Here is a 20096-nt window from a genome sequence, read left to right on the forward strand (position 1 = left end):
TGAGCGTATTCCGTGTGAGAAGCAAAAAACAAGCGACACCATTTTTGATTGGTGTCGCTTGTGTGCGTCTTCAGGCGCTGTCGGTATTGTCTGCCCTTGCAGGGCGGTTGTTCATACCATATCCGTTGGGAGGTATGGATCGGATGGGATTACTGGTCGGTGTAGCGGCTGAGGATAACCGCTACCTGAGCACGGGTTGCGGTGCCGTTCGGCACGAGCGTAGTCGGGGTAACGCCGGTTACCAGACCGTTGCTGTTCGCCCAGCTCATTGCTTCAGCAGCCCACGACTCGACAGAAGCCGCGTCTGCGTAGCCATCGAGTGCTGCGCTGCCCTGCGGCGTATGACCGCGATAGGTATCGTAGCGGTACAGGATGGCCGCCAGCTGCTGACGGGTGATCAGCGTATCCGGCTGGAATCTGCCGTCGGTGAAGCCGTTGACAATGCCGTTTTCGGAGGCCCATGCGATGGCTTCTGCGTACCACTTGCCGTCCGCCACATCGGTGAACTGTGCGGTGGAAGCGGCCTTGCTGCCGCTCATGCGGTAGAGCACCTGAACCAGCATTGCGCGGGTCATGCCGTCATCCGGACCGAACTTGGTTGCGGTCAGGCCCTTGAACCAGCCGTTCTCGAGTGCAGTGTTGACCTCGTTGTAGAACCACTTGCGCAGGTTGACATCGGAGAAGTCGCTGCTGTACTCGTGGGTGATAACGAAGGTGGAGAAGTGGGTGGTCTTAAAGGTAGCCTTTCCGGTCGCTGCATCATAAATGACAGGCAGCTTTTCAAACGAGCCGTCCTCAGCAAGATAGTATGCAACCAGATGATCGGCGTTCTCGCCGCTCTTGAGGGTGTATGCCACAGAAATCGCAGCCGTGCCGTTCAGCGCGTGAACATGGGTTGCAGTGCCGTTTTTCGGCTGTACCTGTGCAGAAATGTTCAGGATGGTGCTGTTCTTCGGCAGGTATTTGCGCTGTGCGTCAGTCAGGGAGGACTTGTCAGCGGAAGCGAGCGAAATACTTGCCATACCGTCAGCCTGTGCGGCGCTGCCGAGTGCGGTCAGCGTCTCACGGTCGAGTGTAACCGTGCCGTTCGGCAGGGTAAGCACTGCGCCGTTCTTTGCACCGGCAAGAGCAGCTACCACATCGCCGGTGAGCGATACCGCGCGTACGGTGGAGTCTGCGGACAGATCAAGCGTCAGCGAATCCTTGCCGGAAACCGCAGTCAGCTTGGAGCTGTCGGCAGAAACCGCTGCGGTGCCGTTCTTTACCGCAACCGTTGCGGGAATCTTGGTGCCGTCCGGTGCAGTGATGGAGGACGAGCCGTTGTCGGACGGAGCCGGTGCAGCACCGCCGCCGCCCGCTCCACCGCCGCCGCCTGCACCGCCGCCGCTGCTCGGCTTGGCGGCAAAGGCTGCGGTGACAGTAATATCATTTGCCGGCATGGTGAAGGTGTAGGTCAGGGTGGACGCGGAAACCGTCTTGTCGAGTGCGGTCTCCGGTGCCAGCGTCAGGGTTTTCAACTGATAGCCGCTTGCGGGTGTTGCAGTGAGCGTTACCGTGTCGCCGGCCTTGGCGCGTGCCGCAGAAGCGGAAACGCTGCCGTTTTCGGCCTTATTGGCCGTGATTGCGTAGGTCTTGTGGAACAGATTGTCGGTGTTGACCGTCAGAGCTTCCGTTACGTTGCGGATAACCGCTTCAAAGCTGCCGTTATTCTCGGTTACGGAAACAACGGCATTCGGAGCCGCCTTCTCGAGTTCGGACTTGATCTCCTCGGCGGTGCCGACACAGTTTGTGCTCGGCGTGAGCGTCAGCTTGACCGTGCCGTTCTTGCGAACCTGAGCGGATGTGCTGTTGACTGCACCGGTGTCGGTTGGCTGAATCGGCGTGGTGTAGGTGAAGTTGCCGGTGCCGTTCGTGCCGGTGATTGCTGCGTTGTACTGCTCAAGGTCGGTGAAGTGAACGCGGATGGTCTGGTTGGCATCGAGTGTGTGAATATAAATTGGATCGACAAGATTTACACCATCAACCTGTACAGCAGCATCGTTTTCGGCTGCGGTAATGTCACCCTGGGTAACCGTCCACTTTTCGACCATCTTTTGGGTGTTCGGTGCTGCAGTGAAGGTGATTTCACTGCTGTTCGGCTGCTTGGTCTGAGAGTTAATCGCGGTGTCGTCAATCTTGGCGGTCAGATGGCCGTTCGCATCAAAGGTGCCGAAAGTAAGCTGATAGCTTGCCGTAACTTTAAAGTATACGGTTGCAGTAATATTCTTGTCCGCACGGATTTTGCCTTCCGGATTGGTTTTGGAGTTTCCGGCAGTCTTTTTGCCGTTTACTTCCCACTGTTCAACCTGATAGCCAGTCTTCGGCACTGCATGGAAGGTGATTTCCTCATCCTTATAAATGGTTACGCCTTCTGCGGGCATAGCCTCGGTCTCAACTTCCTTGCCGTAGATATCATACAGCGTGTATTTTACGGTGCCGTTGCCGGCCGCAGCGGTAGCCTTGGCGGTGTAGGAATCGCTCTCGGCAAATTCAGCGCTGATGGACAGATCGCCAGCCAGTTCGCTGATGGTATAAGTGCCGTTGGTCTTTGCCGTAGCTTCATCCTGAGCAGTATTGTTTACGACCCAGTTCTTGAAATGCCAGCCGCGTTCTGCGCGTGCCTGCAGCTCAACCTTGCTGCCGCCGGGAATCTTGGACAGATCGTCCACAACGTTACCGTCTACGGTTGCAATGATCGTGCCATGCTCCATTTTCGGTGTGGTAATCGCAAATGCGGCACGGTCGGTCTTGAGCGAAACCTTGGTATTCTCAGTGATGGGGAAGGTATAGCTGCCGTCAGCGTTGAGTTTTCCTGCTTCAACAGCCTTGCCGTTCACCTGATAGGTCTCGTCCTTGGCGGCAGCATAGCCAGCCTTGGGCGCTACCGTAATCTTCGTATCACCGGTGACGCTTTCGCCGCTCTTGAGAGACTTGGTGAGCGTTTTGGAGGTATCGTCCGGATCAACCGTCTGATAGCTTGCGGTCAGCTCACCTTCCAGCGTCAGCGTGTAGCTGTCGCGCTCGAATACGGCAGCCAGATCAATATCCTGCACGCCAACCTCAACAGAGAGCGTGTTGGAGCCGTTATCGTGCGGAGTGCCGGACGGATAACTGTTTGCACCGCGTTTCGAGAGAATCCACTGCTTGAAGTGCCAGCCGGGGTTCGGCGTTGCGGTGAAGTTAAACTTTGCACCGCTGGCAATGTAAGCCGGGAAGTTCTTGAGGCTTTCGGAGCCATTTTCATCCGTGCATTTGAGTGTACCGCCCTGCTTATTCTGAACGGAAGCATTCAGTTTGGTATTGGTGGTCTTGAAGTAAACCAAAACAGATGCCGGTTTTGCAAGGGTCTTGATAGTAACCGAGTTCTTCTCCTTGCTGTTCTCGATTTCCTTGCCGTCATAGGTCCAGTAATCGACTGCATAACCTGCATCCGGCACAGCCGTCAGGGTAACATCGGTGTTTGCAGTAAAGCTGGAGATTGCACTGCCGTCATCCGCCTTGCCGGGATTGAGACCTGCGGTAATGATCGACGCAGAACCGACAGAGTGCTTGTTTGCGCCTTCGCCGAAGTCCTCAGCCTTGAGGGTCAGGATGTAAGTCAGGCCGTTTACCGTGTAAACACCGGGGATAAAGGTAAATTCGTAGTTATTGTACAGCGTTTCGTTGGTTTCAGTAGTCTTGCACGGAGAAACCGTGTAGTTGCTGGGTGCAATGTTCGGCGCGAGCGTTACCTCGTTGCCTGCGGTGTTGACTGCGGCATAGTCAAGGTGCAGAGCAGCAATCTCATCAGCAGTCATGTTTTTCGTGTCTGCCGTGAGAGAAAGCTGATTCTTGTCTTTCGGGTTGACCTTATCCTGTGCAACGCCGTCCTTCGGGGTGACAACGCGCAGCGTAACGGCACGCTGAACAACGGTAAACTCAGTTTCCGCAACCGGCTTGGATTCGCCGCTTGCATAAGCATACAGCGTGTAAGTGCCGACATTCAGCTTATTGTTCTCTGTCAGCGGCTGCGAATCCTTGGAACCGGAAACCGCGTACTTGAAGGTCGCGTTATTGACCTTCTGCAGACCCTTCGTATCCTTGCTCATGCGGGAGAGCGACGGCGTTACCGTATCGCCGTAGGTGAAGCGGGTGACGCTGTTGTTATCCTTGCCGTTGGTGAGCGTCAGCTGATAGCCGGTCGCGTTCTCGCCAACGAGAACCATCTTGCCTTCCGCGTTGCTCATATCCTTGAATACATAGCTGCCCGGATAATACGGGGTAACCGTGTATGCACCGTCTGCGGGCACGATAACGTCCTTTGTAACGTTGCCGGTTTTGTCAATCTCAGCCGCAACTGTGGTAGAGAAGTCCGTGCCGCGAATCAGGAAGCTGAGCGTGCCGGTCGGGATGGTGGAGGTAGCAGACGTGGAACTCATCTTAGCATTGATATGCAGCGTGCGGTCAAACTGAGCAGTGTCGCCTTTTTGTACATTCTCTGCCGTAACCGTCAGCTCACACTTAGGTGTGCGTTTGCTGTAAACCGTGTTGATTTCGGGCGAGTAAGCGGAAATGCTGTACTCGGTCTTGGAGGTGTTATCGTAGTAGAGTACATTCAGTCGGCAGCGGTAAGTGCCCTTGTCGGCAGAACCGGCGTTTTCGATGCTCAGCGTATCGGAGGTGCTGCCGGCAATCTCGGTCCAGGAACCATTGTTCAGCTTCTGCCACTGATAGCTTACGCTGTTGTACTTGCCGCCAGCCGGATTTTGATTGTCTTTGTTATACTTAACCGTTGCGGTTGCCAGAGAATCCGGATAGATCGGCAGCTCCGTTTTATCTTTCTTGCCATCAATGTATACCGAAATATCGGGATAGCCTGCTGTGGTCTTGGTGCGGCAGGTCAGCGGTTCGCTGTAAATGCTGTTGCGCTGCTGCTCAGCCTTGTTGTTGTTGCGGGTCTGAATCTGATATTCATACTCGGTATAGGGAGACAGATTCTTATCCGTGTAGCTGAAGGTGTAGGTGCCGTCATCGTGACGCTCACCATCGGTGAACGGCACAAATGCGAGTTCCTTGCGGCCGGAGCCATCCGGGAAGTTGTAGTAGCGGTACAGCTGGAAGCCGGAAACGATCTTGTCGTAGGTCCACGTCAGGGTAACGGAATCATCGGTGGTTTTCGCAACATCCTGCTCAAAATCCTCCGGCAGCGGAGACGGAGCCTGCGGCTCGGTTACCGCATAGGTAACAACCGGGAACGCCTGATTGCCGCTGCGGTAGTTATAGCAGAAGATGCGCCAGTTCATGCCGTAGCCGTATGGTTTTGCTTCAATCGGCATGTTCTGCAGCGAACCGGAGAACGAGCCGCCTGCGGTGTTGACAGACACCTTGCCGGCAGAGTGTTCCGAACCTGCCACAACGCCTGCGGTTACGCCGCCTGCGCCTGCACCGGCCTTGGTTTCGATAGAGGTGGTGTTGGTGTAGTTTTTGCTGTCCGAGGTGGAGAAGCTGATCTCCTGCGTGATGCCGGAGCCGCCGCCTGCCGCGGTGAAGTCAACCCTAGCCGGCTTACCGTCATAAGCCTTGGAGCCTGCACTTGGTGCGCTCGGATAGCTGGACGGATCACCGATCGTATGCGTCAGCACGCTGCCCGAAATGGATGGCAGCACGCTGTAATCCTCGGCAATGTTTTCGTAGTCGGACAGGTCGATCAGACCGATCGAGGCTTCGTGCGGGATGGAAACGGTGGAGGTTACTTTCGTGTATTTGCCTGTTCCATCCGGGATGTAGGAGGTGTACTCGTAAATCTCCATCGGGATGGAATAGAACGCCACTCTGTCCTCGCCGGAGGTTGTCTCGTAGGTGATGGACTGCTCGAGCGAGGAGGTGTGCTCGGTCTCGTAGGTGAAACCGGAGGTAAAGGCGGCTTCTGCCTCAACGCTGCCGATCTTAACGCCGAATACCGAGAATTCCTGCTCAAAGGAGACATACGCGCCGACCGAGATAGTAGAGGAGGAGCTGGTGCCGTTCTCGGTGCCCTTCATGCTCGAGTAGGTGGTGGAGGACTCGGCATAGTTGCCGGACAGGTCATCGCGGTCGAGCAGATCGGAGAAGTACGGAGGCGAAGCCAGTACCGCCAGAACCTGCGGATCGGAGTAGGTGTAATAGTGCTTGCCGGTGTAGGTCATGTAGCTGGTATCGTCGTCCGTGTTGGCGAGACAGAGCGTGTACGAGCTGTTGACATCGGTTTTTACCGGCTGAGAGCCGTCAAACAGGTTGACGGTCGAAAGTCTGGTTGTACCGGGAGTACGCTTGTTGTATGTGGAGTTTGTTTCCTTGTTTACAGTATCGTATGTACCGGTGAACGCCCAGTAGGAGGAGCGAATCTTGAACAGCTTGTGCAGCCAGTTTTTGTAGTAGTAGCGGAGCTCGTAATGCGGAACCTTACCGTCTACCGTGTACTTATCAGACTGCTTGTTCTCATCCTTGGACATGGTCTGCGTCAGGGTGAACAGCGTACCCGAACCTGCGGTGTTGTTGTCTTTATCCACCGCGGTGGTCACAGAGCCTGCGGATGCATCGTACTCAACGTAGTCCTCACTCGGCATAGCGGCCGTGTTGTCGAGTGCCTGCTTGATATTCAGACCGTTCTCATCGCAGGAGATGACAAGGCTGTCAAAGTACAGCAGATCACTGGTTTTGCCGCCATCGTTTGTTTCGCCTGCGGTCGGACGGGAGATAATCGCCGTATTGGCCGGGCACAGCGGCAGAGAATGGAAAACGTCGGTGCCGTTTTCGATGTGATTCTGCATTGCGCTGTAAATATAGTTTTTGTCCTTATCCTTGGAGAACAGATCGAAATTCTTAGAGACAGACGGCTTGAAGGTGACGCCGTTCCATGCGTACAAGCCTACATAGCGTGTGTTCTGCTTATTTGCCTTGAGGTCGGCATCCGACTGAGCCGCCAGGATCAGCGTTTTGCCGCCGCCGGTCATATCGCCGAAGGCGAAGGATGCGCGGACCAGATTGCTGCCCTCATAGGTCAGCGGGAATTCCTGCGAGCTCTGCAGCATGTGCGCGCTTGTGGAGCCGAACATAACAACGGCACGCGAGCCTGCGTTCTGCTGCGGACCGTAGTAGTAACCCCAGGTGCAGGCGAGATCGTCTACGCCGTCCTGGTTGACGTCACCGCTGACGAAAGAGATCATGTTGGAAACGACACTGCCCTCACGGAAGAAGTACGTCCACGCCTGTCTCCAGTTAGAGGGATTGGAGTAATCGTCAGTCTGCAGGTCGTAAATCTCAATGCGGGAATTGCCGACCTCCGGCACATAGACCGCAACCTCGTCCTTACCGTCGTTGTCCCAGTCGCCGGTAGCTACCTGCAGGTAGTTTTTCAGCTGATACGGATTTTCCGCGAAGTTTTCGACCAGCTTGGCTTCGGTCGTTTCACCGTTAACCGTCTCGGAGTTGTCCTTGAGGGTCGGGTTGCCGATTTTCTTGCTGGTGTCGAGCAGCGTGATCGGCTTGCCGTACTCACCGGTTGTCGCATTGCCGAACCGCAGGTACAGACCGCCTTTCGCGCTCAGGTCACCGGCGTAAACCATGACCGTCTGCGAGGACTTTGCGTCCTTGTCCGAGGTGAAATGGCCTGCGGCTACGTCTGCCATGGCGTAATCGGTCTTGTCGTTCAGCTTGGTAGTGGCATTGGTCATGCCGGTCAGATAGCCCTTGGTGGCATAGCCGTCAGTGCCCTTGCTGCCCACCGGGAACTGTGCGTATGTGCCGGTAGAGGTGGTTTTACCCTCAGAAATAGTTTGGGTCTGCTTCTGAGCGCTCAAAAACTGCTGAGCCTGAGTAGATGTGTTATCATTATTGCCATACAGCGTGCTTTGAAGGGTATTGTCCTTCTGGTTGGACTGGGAAACGCTTGTATTGCATTTCTCTGCGCTTTCACACTTGTCCAGGTCGATTTTATCCGACGGCAGAACATCATTCGTCAGACCAACGGTATACAGCTCGTACACCGGTGTAACCTTGATGGTATTGCGGCCATACGGGTTGCTGGGGTCGTTGGCATTAAAGCCATCGGGCGCTTTGCTCGAATCTATGCCGAGCGCCGCAAGCGCGTCCGAGCTGCCGGTATCCGCTGCCGCTGCGCGGATATCAAGCGAGCCGCCCATGCCGGAGATGATCGCCAGTGCCAGAGCAAGGCTTATGCCGCGTTTGAATTTCATGGTATATTCCTCCTTTTCCCATTCTGCGGTGCAGTGGAACGAGCCGCGCCTGCAGAAAAGAGACTAAAAATTGCCTGCATTTATCATAGCAGCTTTGCAGCCCGTTGTGCGGCCGGATACACGAAATGTCCGATTTTCGACACGAAATACACCGATAGGAAAAACAGCGTGAAACACGCGTAAATTCTGCAAAAAAATGACACACAATCCACAAAAGTTATCAACAGGATGTGGATAAAATGCAGTAAAAAACACCCCGGTTTTGTCAGGTGACAAAACCGGGGTGAAAGGCGCATGCGCTGCTTTTCCGCCAGTGCGCGGAACCGTGCGGGCAGAGCACGGATGCGTGCGGCACTGCTTTCGTTTGCGCGTATGCTGCTCGAGCAGGCAGACATCATGCAGGAGCACTTCGGGCGTGGGCCGAAAGCGCGTGCCTAAGTTCTGCGTGTCATGTCAGCACTATTCGTTTGCGGTGAACGCATTCGACGAGGTTGTCAAGGAGTATGACGCGGACCGGTACGGTTTTACCCTGCGGGAAACACAGACCGGAAGTGCATCACGCTCGATGAACTGAAACCCTATCCGTATCTGATTTTGAGCAGGGAGACCGCAATTCCTTTTATTTTACCGAGGAACTGCTCAGCATGCTCGATATGCCGAAAACCATTATGTTACCCAAAGAGATAGATACCCCTGAGTAACCGGAAAACCCCATCTCGACATATTCTGCCGCGATGATTCAGGTGTGTCGGTGGAGCACCGGAACGATTTGTGGTCGGTCGATATGCACGCAAAAGCCGCTAAACGGTATACGTTTAGCGGCAGCTTTTTTATCGGTTTCTTCTCCACGTTTCGGGTGCAAACAGCAGAAGCATGGGGAACAGCTCCAGACGACCGGCGAGCATATCGAAAGTCAGCACGATTTTACTCAGCGGGTGCAGCGCACTGAAGTTGGCTGCCGGACCGACCTGATTGAGTCCCGGACCGACGTTGTTGATGCAGGTAACGACCGAGGTGAAGCTGGTTACCATATCCTCACAGTGCAGGCTGACAATGAGGATGGAAGTGGCAATGACGATCAGATATGCCACAAGAAAGGCATTGACCGAGCGCATGACCTCGTGCTGGACGCGCTGTCCGTCCATTTTATGCACGCGCACCAGACGCGGATGAATCAGCGACATCATTTCCTTCTTTACGCCCTTGAACAGCAGCAGGATGCGCGAGCATTTCATGCCGCCGCCGGTAGAACCGGCACACGCGCCGATGAACATCAGCAGCACGATCAGCAGCTTGCTGAATGCGGGCCACTGGTTAAAGTCCACGGTTGAAAAACCGGTGGTCGTGATGATAGACGCAACCTGAAACAGGGAATGGTGGAAGCTCTCGCGCAGCGAACTGAAGCAGCCGCGCACATTGAAGGCAATCAGCGTGGTGAATACGGCAATCACGCCGAGGTACACGCGAATCTCCTCGATTTTGAACAACTGCTTGAATTTGCGGGTCAAAAGCAGAAAATACGCGTTGAAATTGATACCGAAAAGAATCATAAAGACCGAGATGACATTCTGCAGGTAGGCGCTGTCGTAGTGCGCGATGGAATCATTCCAGTTGCCGAAGCCGCCGGTGCCTGCCGTGCCGAGTGAAACGCAGATGGCATCGAACATCGGCATGCCGCCGAGCAGCAGCAGAATAATCTGCAGAACGGTCAGTCCAAAGTAAATCGCGTACAGGATAAGCGCGGTATCGCGCATGTGCGGCGATATTTTGGAGACCGAGGGTCCCGGGCTTTCCGCACGCATCAGATAAATGGTCTGACCGCCTGCCAGCGGCAGGACGATCAGCATGAACACCAGAATGCCCATGCCGCCGACCCAGTGCATCAGGCAGCGCCATAGCATGGAGGCATGCGAAAGCGCCTCCACATCGCCGAGAATGGTAGCGCCGGTGGTGGTGAAGCCGGATGCGGCCTCGAAAATCGCATCTACTGCGAACGGAATCTCGCGGCTGAGCACGAACGGCAGGGCACCTGTCACGGCCAGCACCAGCCAGCACAGCGCGACTGCCACAAAGCCTTCGCGTGCGTAGAACTTGGTGTTTTTCGGCTTATATTCACACAGAATGCCTGCGCCGACCATACAAATCAGTGCGGTGGCGATATAGGCAGGCAGCTCGGGTTCACGGTAAATGACCGCGGTAAACGCGGGCAGCAGCAGGAACAGGGACTCAATGCCCATCAGCCAGCCGATCAGATAGCGGACGATTGCGAAATTCATCTTCCGCTCCCTCTGGTTGTCGGCAGGAAGATATCCTGAAGGTCGTTCATGCCCTCGAAGGTGGAAACGACGATAACCGTATCGCCTTCATGCAGCACATCGTGGCCGCGCGGAATGATACGCTTGCCCTTGCGGTTGATGCAGCACAGCAGAACATCCGGACGAATCGGCATATCCTGCAGGGGAACACCGGTGAGGTGGTGCGCCGCAACACGGAATTCAAGCGCTTCTGCGCCGTCCAGCTGATGCAGGGTCTCCACGTTGGAGCCCATCGAGTTCTGCATGGCGCGGGTGTACTGGCTGATCAGCTCGGCGGTGGTCTGCTTGGGGCGAATCACCTTGCCGATCGGCATGCTGGCGATGACTTCCTCAAAGTTCACACGGTTAACCTTGGTAAACAGCTTGGCACGGGAATGACGGCCGGCGTGCAGCGCGAGCAGAATGTTCTCCTCGTCCATGCCGGTGAGCGCCGCAAACGCCTCGCAGGTCGCCAGACCCTCCTCGTCGAGCAGGTCGCGGTCGGTGCCGTCGCCGTAGATGATGGTCGCGTTCGGGAGCATTTCGGAAAGCGCTTCGCAGCGTTCAAGTTTGTTTTCGATAATCTTGACTGCAATGCCGGAATCCAGCAGGATCTTCGCAAGAAAGTACGAGATTTTGCCGCCGCCGACCAGCATCGCGGAGGAAATGCGCTTGACCGGCAGACCGACCTTCTCGAAAAATTCGTTCTGCTCGTGCGGCGGAATGATGACGGTGATGTTATCGTTCTCGTGCAGGATGAAGTCGCCCTTCGGGATATAGGTCTGACCGTCGCGGCGGACCATGCACAGCAGCACGTCCGTGCGGAGCAGAGGATTGACCTCGCAGACCGCCATGCCGTCCAGGCGGGACTCGTGCGGGATTTTGAGGTCGAGCAGCTCGATGCGTCCGCGGGCAAACGTGCTGACGCTGATGGCCGACGGGAAGCGGATCAGACGCGAAACAACACGCGCGGTGGACAGCTCGGGGTTGATGACCATCGAAATACCCAGCTCATCGCGGATAAAGCCGAGGTCGGATACATATTCCGGATCGCGCACACGCGCGATGGCGTGGCAGCCGGATGCTTTACGAGCGATCAGGCAGGAAAGCAGATTGATTTCGTCATGGGTGGTAACGGCGATAAGCAGGTCGGTATCCTGCACGCCGGCTTCACGCAGAATGTGATAGCTGGTGCCGCTGCCCTTTACTGTAGCAAGGTCGTATGTGTTGGAAAGCTCATCCAGACGGCGCTCGGACAGGTCAACCAGTGTCAGGTCGTGTCCGGCTGCGCTGAGCTGTCCCGCCAGCTCCGAGCCGACTTTGCCGCAGCCTACAATAATGATGCGCATAGCGCACCTCCGATCTATTTCTCTATAGCTGTGCCCTGTTGACACAGTCTTGATACGCATATAGCGATTATAGCGGTTTGACCGAGAAAAAGCAATATCCAGACAGGAATTTTGCAGGAGTTTAGCGGAAAAACGACAAATAGGGAGAAATGGTCGGTACATAGCTGATGATAGTATGTCCGAAAAAAGGAAAAACCACCCGAATGGGTGGTTTTCACTGCGGATTAAAGTTCCGCTACAGGTTACTTAAACTGTGTATAAGTGGTATCGCTTGCGTAGCCGTCGCTGTCGGTCTGGTGCATGGAGACCAGATTGCCGTTATCATCAAAGGTACGGGTATCGGTCGAGAGGGTGCCGCCTTCGATAGTCGAGCGGGTGGTCTGCGTTTTGCCGTCCATCGAGTATACGGTGAGCACTTCGAACACGATGCCGCTCTCGTCTACGGTGACTGACTGGATGAGCCGTCCCTGACTGTCGTAGCGGTTGTCGGTGGAGGAGGTGATATTGTCCTCGCCCTCGTAGGTGCGGGAGGACAGCACGTCGCCGTTGGTGTTCATGCCCATGCGGACGACCATCAGCTCGTTGCCGTCTGCGTCGTAAACCGTGTTGACGGCAGAGGACTGACCGTTGTCAACCTCGGTGTAAACCGTCTCGGAGGAGACCGAAAGTTCGCCGTCCTCGTAGTTTTCCGTGCGAAGAACGCGGTTTTTGTCGTCATAGCTGCGGCGGTATTCCAAAGTGGAGTTGTTGGTTTTGTCGGTGGTGATAGCATCCGTGCAGTTGCCGCTTTCGTCGTAGGTGTAGTCCGTATAGGTGAAATTGAGCGGTTCTTCCTCACCTTCCACGGTCTGCATGGTGTAGGAGCGGAAGGTGCTGCCGTCCTTGTCATGGCAGTTGACCGTGTAGCTGCGGTTGCCTTCCTCCGTACGCAGCTCCAGTTCATAGGAGGCAGCACGCGGCAGAACGGAAGCCAGCTGTGTCGGTACCTGCTCCATAACGGCAATGCGGCATGCAGGCGTGCGGTCATACGCGATGGTGGCACCGAGCACGATGACCGTGCTTACAATACAGGAAATAATGCGTTTGATCATATTTTTGTTCCCCTAAAATAATTAAGGTATAATAATTTCGGTAATCAAGGTGATTCCGGAAAAATGCAGCCGAACCGGAATTCGGCTGCATTCAGCGCTGCTGGATTTTTACTGCAGATGGCTTACTTTACGATTTCCTTTGCTGCAGCGGTCAGAGCCTCGACCTTTTCTGCGGCCTCGGCCTTGTTCGCGCCCTTGGCCATGATGTAAACCTTGACCTTCGGCTCGGTGCCGGACGGACGGATGATAAAGGTTGTGCCGCCCTCGAGCTCGTAGTACATCACGTTCTGACCCTTAAGCTCCATCGGCTCGGACTTGCCGTCTGCCATGCAGGTGCGGGTGCCCGGCATATAGTCGCGGGTGTAATCGATCTTGTGGGTGCCGATCTGGGTCAGCGGCTTGTCGCGCAGCTCCTGCATGAGCTCTTTCATGCGCTGCAGACCGGAAACACCCGGCATAACGATCGAAATGGTCTGTTCGCAGTAGTAGCCGTACTTTTCGTACATCTCTTCCATTGCGTCGTACAGGGTCTTGCCCTGGGTACGGTAGTAAGCCGCCATCTCGGCGATCAGCATGGAAGCGGTAACGGCATCCTTGTCGCGGGCATAATCGCCGCACAGGTAGCCGTAGGATTCCTCAAACGCGAAAATGTACTCGTGCGAGCCGTCCTGCTCGAACTGCTTGATCTTCTCGGCAAGGAACTTGAAGCCGGTGAAGGTATCAAAGCACGCAACGCCGTTCTTTTCAGCCGCTGCGCGTGCCATTTCGGTGGTAACGATGGATTTGAGCACCGCCGGATGTGCAGGCATGGTGTTCGTCAGCTTCTTTGCGGTGATGATGTAATCGGTGAGCAGCACGCCGACCTGATTGCCGGACAGGGTGACATACTCGCCGGACTTGTCCTTGAGGACGATGCCGGTACGGTCGGAGTCCGGGTCGGTGCCGATGATCAGATCAACATCGTTCTGCTTTGCCAGCTCGATGGCGAGCGTAAAGCCTTCCTTGTACTCCGGATTCGGGTTCTTAACGGTCGGGAAGTCGCCGTCGATCTTCATCTGCTCCGGCTCACAGATAATGTGCTTGTAGCCCAGACGGCGCAGGATCTCGGGCACCAGACGGTAGCCGGCACCGTGGAACGGCGTGTACACCAGCTTGAACTCATCGGCAACCTGCTTTACGCAGTCCGGATTTACCGCAACCTTAATAACCTCGCCGAGGTAAGCCTCGTCGGTCTCCTTAGACAGAATACGGATCAGACCGTTTTTGACGGACTCATCGTAGTCTGCAGTTTTTACACCGGTGAAGATATCGGTCTTTGCCATTTCGTTGGCAACCACGTCTGCCTCGGCCGGAGGAAGCTGTGCGCCGTCCTCCCAGTAAACCTTGTAGCCGTTGTACTCCTTCGGGTTGTGGGAAGCCGTGATGTTGATGCCTGCGATGCAGCCGTAGTGACGGACAGCGAAGGACAGCTCCGGGGTCGGACGCAGCTCATCGAACAGCAGCGACTGGATGCCGTTTGCGGCCATGATGCACGCAGACTGCTTGGCGAACTCGGCCGAGAAATGACGGGAGTCGTATGCGATGGCAACGCCGCGTTCCATTGCGGCCTGACCGTTCGATACGATCAGGTTTGCCAGACCCTGTGCAGCCTGACCGACGGTAAAGCGGTTCATGCGGTTGAGGCCGACGCCCAGTACACCGCGCAGACCGGCCGTGCCGAACGACAGCGGCGCAAAGAAACGGCTTTCGATCTCTTCCTGATTATCTGCAACAGCAGCCAGCTCGGCATGCTCGTCCGCAGAGAGGGCAGAGCAGTCCAGCCAACGCTTGTATTCCGACATATAATCCATTGGTATCACCTCATCGTGTTAGTTGGCGCATCGCCGCTTTCATCCGACGGATTGCCACTATCTAAATTATACAATATCCGGCTGTCAATGCAAGGGGTTTTGCGCGAATTTGTGAAAAGATTCCATGAAGCAGAGTGATGATATACAAAACGGCAGAGCAGAAATTGTACGTTCTGTGAGGATACCGGAAAATTCTGCGAAAATGCGGAACCAAAACCGGCAGCAGGCCGTCTATTTAGACAAAAGCCCTGTCTCGAGATAAAAATAACAGTACACAAATAAACAAAAGAATGGTAGAATAAAGGTAAATTATAATAAGAGGTGATAGCTTTGAAAAAAGTCCTTTCCGCCGTATTGACAGCGGCGCTGCTGGTCAGTACCGTGCCGGCTGCCTTTGCGGCTTCGGATATTGATGGCCACTGGGCAAAGTCCTACATTACCGAGCTGCATGAAAACGGCATTATCAATCCGTCTGCCAGCACGGGCAACTACGGTCCGGATGACAAGGTAACGCGCTGGGAGTTCATGCGATACATCAACCGCGCGTTCGGTTTTACCGAAAAGGCGGATATCAGCTTCTCGGATGTCCATTCGAGCGATGTTTTCTACGAAACCGTGCAGATTGCGGTCAAGCAGGGTTATATCAACGGTGTCGGCAACAACCGTATGGCGCCGGAGGGCACGCTGACCCGAGAGCAGGCGGCAACCATCCTTGGCCGACTGCACAAGTACACGCCGACGGCTAACCTGTCTGCGCTGGATATGTTCTCTGATCGGGCCAAGCTGAGCGATTACAGCAAATCCTACGTTGCGGAAGCGGTCAAGCAGGGTTATATCAACGGCTACACGAACGGTACCTTTAAGCCGCAGGGCACGCTCAGCCGAGGCGAAATCGCCAAAATGCTGTACGGCTATATGGGCACCTCGCTGAATAAGAACGGCAACGTGTACTCGCAGGCTACGCTCAAGAGCGATACCAAAAACGTTACGATTTCCGTACCGTGCACGCTGGCCGATGCGGATATCAAGGGCAATCTGTACATCACCGAGGGCGTTCTGGCGGGCAATGTAACGCTTGAGGATGTCACCGTTGCGGGCGATATCATCGTCAGCGGCGGCAATGTAACGCTGGACGGTGTTTCCGCACTTGAGATGGTCGTCTCCAATCCGACCGGACTGACCCCGCAGGTCATTGCGACCGGCAACACCAACATCGGCACCACCGAGGTAAAAACCTCTGCAACGCTGACCGAGAGCAATCTGGCAGCGACTGCAGGCGGCTTCTCCGATCTTAAAATGAACGGCAGCAGCGTCAGCCTGACGCTGGATGCAGCTGTCTGGGACGTTGCCAATGAGCAGACCGGCACCATCCTGACGACCGGCAGTACCTCCATCAGCACGCTTACCGCGAACGGAAGAACCACTGTCACCGGCGGCGGCTCGGTCCAGAAGGCGGTGCTCAACTCCAACGGCTGTGAGCTGACCATGCAGCCGACCAGCGTTGAGCTGGCGAGCGGCGTTACCGCGAAGATTGCCGGCAAGGACGTTGCGGCGTCCACCAGCGTTTCGGTTTCTCCGTCCACGCTGTCTATTGACGTGAACAACAAGGACGCGATCGCGTTCTCCTACGAGTTCACCTTCAACGCGGACAAGAATGATCTGACCCGTGTTTCGGTCAACGGCACCAATCTCAAGCAGGGCACGGATTACAACCTGCTGAGCGACAAGAACGGCATTCGCGTGTACAAAACCTATCTGTCCACGCTCAAGGCGGGCACCTACACCGCAGAACTGACCTTTGAGGACGGCTCCAAGGCAGCCATCGGTCTGGCGGTCAGCAACTCGGCGCAGAGCGCAGTCAGCCCGAGCCAGATTACCTTTGACAAGTACGAGCAGTCCGCAAACTATGCCGATCAGACCGTAAACGTCGTTCTTCCGGCGGGCACGCGTCTGGATTCCGTCAAAATCGGCAGTACGATGCTCGAGCGCGGCACGGATTACACCTATAATGCAACCAACGGCACGATTCGTCTGCTCAAGGAGACGCTTGCCAAGAAGAGCAAGGGCACTTATACGGTTACATTCGTACCCAATCAGGGTTCGTCCTTTACCTGCTCGCTGAGTGTGGTAGATACCGCGCCGGTGAACGAAGTACAGCCGTCCGCGATCGATTTTGACGCGAACACCTCGTCCGGCGGCTACGCCGATCTGGTGGTAACGCTTAACATGGTAGACGGTGCAAAGCTCAAGAATATCCGCTCGAACGGCAAGACGCTCGAGGAGAACTGGCAGTACAAGATCGAGGGCAGCAAGGTCACGATCAGCAAGTCTGCGGTTGCGGAATTCGGCAAGAGCGGCGCATCCTACGCGGATTTCGTTTTTGTGATGAGCAAGGGTCAAAGCCCGACGCTGCGTGTCAACTACGTTACCACTTACGCGCTGACGGCTTCCGTGGTCGATGATCTCGGTCTGCCGATTTCGGGTGCGTCCGTCACCTTCACGCCTTCGGACGCGGAGAGCGGCACGGCAGCGCAGACGCTGACCACCGGCTCAGACGGCACGGCAACCGTTTATGTCAAGCGCGGCTCGTACGTTGTAACGGCAACGCATTCGCGCTTTACCGCGGCGGTTACGCAGACGGTCAAAATCTCTGCAGGCCGCACGGTCAAGTTGACCGGCGAGATTCTCGAGAATGTACAGCTGGTTGTCACCAACGCGTACGGCGCACCGTTGTCCGGTGCGGTTGTCACGGTTGGCGGCAAGAGCATCACCACCGGCACGGACGGCACGGCGTCGTTCAGCCTCAAGCGCGGCAGCTATGTGGCGCAGGTGGCGTGCACCGGCTACTCCGCACAGAGCGTACAGCTTTCCGTAACCGATTCGATTCGTGAGCGCGTACAGCTCAAGTAATTTCTTAAAAATGCAAGCCGCCCGGTTTTCCGGGCGGCTTTTTTGTGCGCTTTTACAGGCGGCTGAGGGATAGGGCGTAAGGGCGTCAGAACGGCGCACAGCGGCTTGCGGTTGGGGTGTGATAGGGAATAAGGGCGGCCTGCGGCACAGCGCAGAGCGGCGGCAGACCGCTGGTGGGTGAGGGGATAAGAAAACCCCCGAGGAGATTTTCCTCGGGGGTTTTGATTTTGCCGATTAGGCGAATGTAATCAACAGAGGTTGATTAGTTCGGGTAAACGTCGGTATCCAGCTCATTGGTAACGTCAACAACCAGAACGTCCAGAGTCTTGCCGTCCTTAGAGTAGAACATTACGTTGTTCTTGTGGCCGGTAACAGCGCCAGTGTTATCGAAGATTTCGATAGCGGTCTGGAGAGAACCATCAGCAACACCGGTCTGACCGTCGGTATCAACGAACAGTACCATGGTATCGTTCTTGTCGATCTCACGAACAGCGGTCTTGTTGTCGCTTGCACGTACGATGGTTACATTGCCATCCTTGCCATTGCTGTCCCATGCGAAGCCGGTCAGAGCACCCTTGTTCAGAGTGGACTTGGCAAAATCCTTGTTGTATACATAAGTGTCGCAATCAGCGTAGCCGTCGGAATCCAGAGTATACTCAACAACGGTGCCCTCTGCGTAAGCAGAACCAGCGGACTGCTTAACCTTCAGAGTGGTTGCCGCGGTGCCGTTCCAAACGTTGTACTCAACGTACTCGTTGTTGTTAGCATCCTTAGCGTTGTTCTCAACACCGAAGATGTAAGCGTAGGTCTTGTCAGCGGAAGACGGATTCTTGTTGGTGTTTACAAATGCAACCTTAGCGTATGCATAACCATCGCTATTGTCGGTCAGCATATCACCGGAGAAGATGTTCTTGTCGCTCCAGTTCTTCATGTTCGCGCCGGTAACTACCTTGTAGTCATCAGAGCCGTACTTAACGAATACGGTAGCGGAAGCATTGATGTAGGACAGAGTGGACTTGTCAGCCTTCTTGATCTTGCCGTCATCAACATAGCTATTTGCCGGAATCGTAGTATGGTTATCGTAACCAGCATACTTGGAGTTAACCATTACAATCTGATCCAGCTCGTACTTGCTGCCAGACTGAGAGTAGGTTACCAGAGTCGGGATAACATTGCCCGAGTTATCCTTCAGGCCGGATACCAGATTACCGCTAGAAAGGATATCAGACTTATCCTCATCAATGTCAACAGTCTTGCGGGCGCCATCCGGGAAGAGCATATCAGCCTGCCACTTCTTGCCAACGCCAGAAGTCTTAGCTGCATCGATCATCAGAGCAACGTCGGTAGAACCAATCTTGTAATCGTCAACGTATACAACGTAGCCGCTCTTGATTACTACAGTAACAGTGTTGCTCAGCGCAATCTTAGAAGCATCGCCAGAAGCCAGTGCAGAAGTGTACCAGTTGTTGTCGATGCGGATGTCATTCTTGTTATCGCGGGTAGAAGTGATCTTGCCCTCAACAACGTCAGCCTTAACAGCGTCCAGCTTGGAGTTTACCTTGCTGTTGGTGATGATAACGTAGTCGTCCTTCTTCAGGCCGGAAACGTCAGAGTTGCAGGAATCCTTGTCCAGCTTGGAATAGCCAGAGAAGTTTGCAACGCCGAAGCCTGCCTTGTAAACAACGTTTACGTAATCCTTGCCAACGTAGGAAACCTTACCAACCATGTACTTGGTAACGTCCATGCTGATAACCTTGTCGTCATCATTCAGAACGGTCTTAACGTCAGCTGCCTTAGTTGCTGCAGTTGCGTCAGTTACATACTTGGTGATGGTCTTCTGAGTAGCGGTGTTATCCTCAGTTACCTTAGCTTCCTGGTCGTTACCAGTGGTTACACCCTGATTCAGGATGGTGTACTTGGTGCCATCAAACTTCAGCTTGCCGCCGTTGATTGCGTAATCGTTAACAACGCCGTTCAGAACGGAGCTGTCGTCGGTTACGAATACGCCGTAAACTTCGTCAGAAGCCTTGAACAGAACCTTAACAACACGGTTGGTCAGAGCAGAGTAGTCCTTAGCAACCTTGGTGAAAGAAGAAACATAGTCACCCTTGTACTTGTCAGAGTCCTTCTGGTTAGCCGTGGTCATGGTCAGGGTCAGCTTGTAGGTGTCCTTGTTGGACTCCTTAACAACACCGTTCAGAGTGCCAATAGAAGTCTTCAGACCCATGTACTTCTCGCCAACAGTCTTGTTGTCAGCGCCGGTATAGGTCTCGTTGGTGTAAACGCCATCACGAAGAACAACGGTCGGAGCAAAAATGGTGTTGTAGATCAGCTGTGCAGCGTACTGACG

9 protein-coding genes are annotated in these 20096 nt (G+C 54.9%); 3 read left to right on the forward strand and 6 right to left on the reverse strand.

Annotated features, from left to right (window positions below):
- Nucleotides 1–149 precede the first annotated feature (149 nt).
- Nucleotides 150–8252 carry an InlB B-repeat-containing protein gene (locus PG722_RS11235; protein WP_270580585.1) on the reverse strand — a complete coding sequence of 2701 codons (8103 nt, stop codon included), beginning with the start codon at nt 8250–8252 and terminating at the stop codon, nt 150–152.
- A 294-nt stretch (nt 8253–8546) separates the two neighbouring features.
- Here PG722_RS11235 and PG722_RS11240 point away from each other — a divergent pair, with 294 nt between their 5' ends.
- Both PG722_RS11240 and PG722_RS11245 read left to right on the forward strand, forming a co-directional pair.
- Nucleotides 8547–8690 (forward strand): hypothetical protein, encoded by a 144-nt coding sequence (locus PG722_RS11240; protein WP_270580586.1) that lies wholly within the window; start codon nt 8547–8549, stop codon nt 8688–8690.
- Complete coding sequence (locus PG722_RS11245) at nt 8668–8826, forward strand: hypothetical protein (RefSeq protein ID WP_199720442.1); 159 nt, start codon at nt 8668–8670, stop codon at nt 8824–8826. Before PG722_RS11240 ends, PG722_RS11245 begins: the two co-directional genes overlap by 23 nt.
- A 256-nt stretch (nt 8827–9082) precedes the next feature.
- Here PG722_RS11245 and PG722_RS11250 read toward each other — a convergent pair whose 3' ends face one another.
- The 4 genes from PG722_RS11250 to PG722_RS11265 all read right to left on the reverse strand — a co-directional run bounded on the left by PG722_RS11250 (nt 9083) and on the right by PG722_RS11265 (nt 14836).
- Nucleotides 9083–10528: a TrkH family potassium uptake protein gene (locus PG722_RS11250; RefSeq protein WP_270580587.1), complete on the reverse strand. Its 1446-nt coding sequence runs from the start codon at nt 10526–10528 to the stop codon at nt 9083–9085.
- Nucleotides 10525–11895 (reverse strand): Trk system potassium transporter TrkA, encoded by a 1371-nt coding sequence (trkA, locus tag PG722_RS11255; RefSeq protein ID WP_270580588.1) that lies wholly within the window; start codon nt 11893–11895, stop codon nt 10525–10527. Before trkA ends, PG722_RS11250 begins: the two co-directional genes overlap by 4 nt.
- 242 nt (nt 11896–12137) lie before the next feature.
- Nucleotides 12138–12986 (reverse strand): hypothetical protein, encoded by an 849-nt coding sequence (locus PG722_RS11260; protein ID WP_270580589.1) that lies wholly within the window; start codon nt 12984–12986, stop codon nt 12138–12140.
- Nucleotides 12987–13108: 122 nt separating this feature from the next.
- A complete protein-coding gene (locus PG722_RS11265) occupies nt 13109–14836 on the reverse strand; it encodes a phospho-sugar mutase (protein ID WP_270580590.1) in 1728 nt (575 codons plus the stop codon).
- 330 nt (nt 14837–15166) lie between these two features.
- On the opposite strand from PG722_RS11265, the gene PG722_RS11270 reads away from it, so the two are divergent.
- Nucleotides 15167–17746, forward strand: coding sequence for a X2-like carbohydrate binding domain-containing protein (locus PG722_RS11270; protein ID WP_270580591.1), 2580 nt, complete (start codon nt 15167–15169; stop codon nt 17744–17746).
- 262 nt (nt 17747–18008) lie between these two features.
- Here PG722_RS11270 and PG722_RS11275 read toward each other — a convergent pair.
- Nucleotides 18009–20096: hypothetical protein (locus PG722_RS11275; RefSeq protein ID WP_270580592.1), on the reverse strand; the 2088-nt coding region annotated here is incomplete at its 5' end.

Origin of the sequence: Butyricicoccus sp. OF27-2pH9A, from assembly GCF_027693185.1 — a bacterium.
Lineage (GTDB): Bacteria > Bacillota > Clostridia > Oscillospirales > Butyricicoccaceae > Agathobaculum > Agathobaculum butyriciproducens.

What these genes read in the sequence shown, in the direction of transcription:
- PG722_RS11235 (WP_270580585.1), bottom strand. Translation starts at nt 8,252, where the DNA reads ATGAAATTCAAACGCGGCATAAGCCTTGCTCTGGCACTGGCGATCATC.
- PG722_RS11240 (WP_270580586.1), top strand. Translation starts at nt 8,547, where the DNA reads ATGCGCTGCTTTTCCGCCAGTGCGCGGAACCGTGCGGGCAGAGCACGG.
- PG722_RS11250 (WP_270580587.1), bottom strand. Translation starts at nt 10,528, where the DNA reads ATGAATTTCGCAATCGTCCGCTATCTGATCGGCTGGCTGATGGGCATT.
- trkA (WP_270580588.1), bottom strand. Translation starts at nt 11,895, where the DNA reads ATGCGCATCATTATTGTAGGCTGCGGCAAAGTCGGCTCGGAGCTGGCG.
- PG722_RS11260 (WP_270580589.1), bottom strand. Translation starts at nt 12,986, where the DNA reads ATGATCAAACGCATTATTTCCTGTATTGTAAGCACGGTCATCGTGCTC.
- PG722_RS11265 (WP_270580590.1), bottom strand. Translation starts at nt 14,836, where the DNA reads ATGGATTATATGTCGGAATACAAGCGTTGGCTGGACTGCTCTGCCCTC.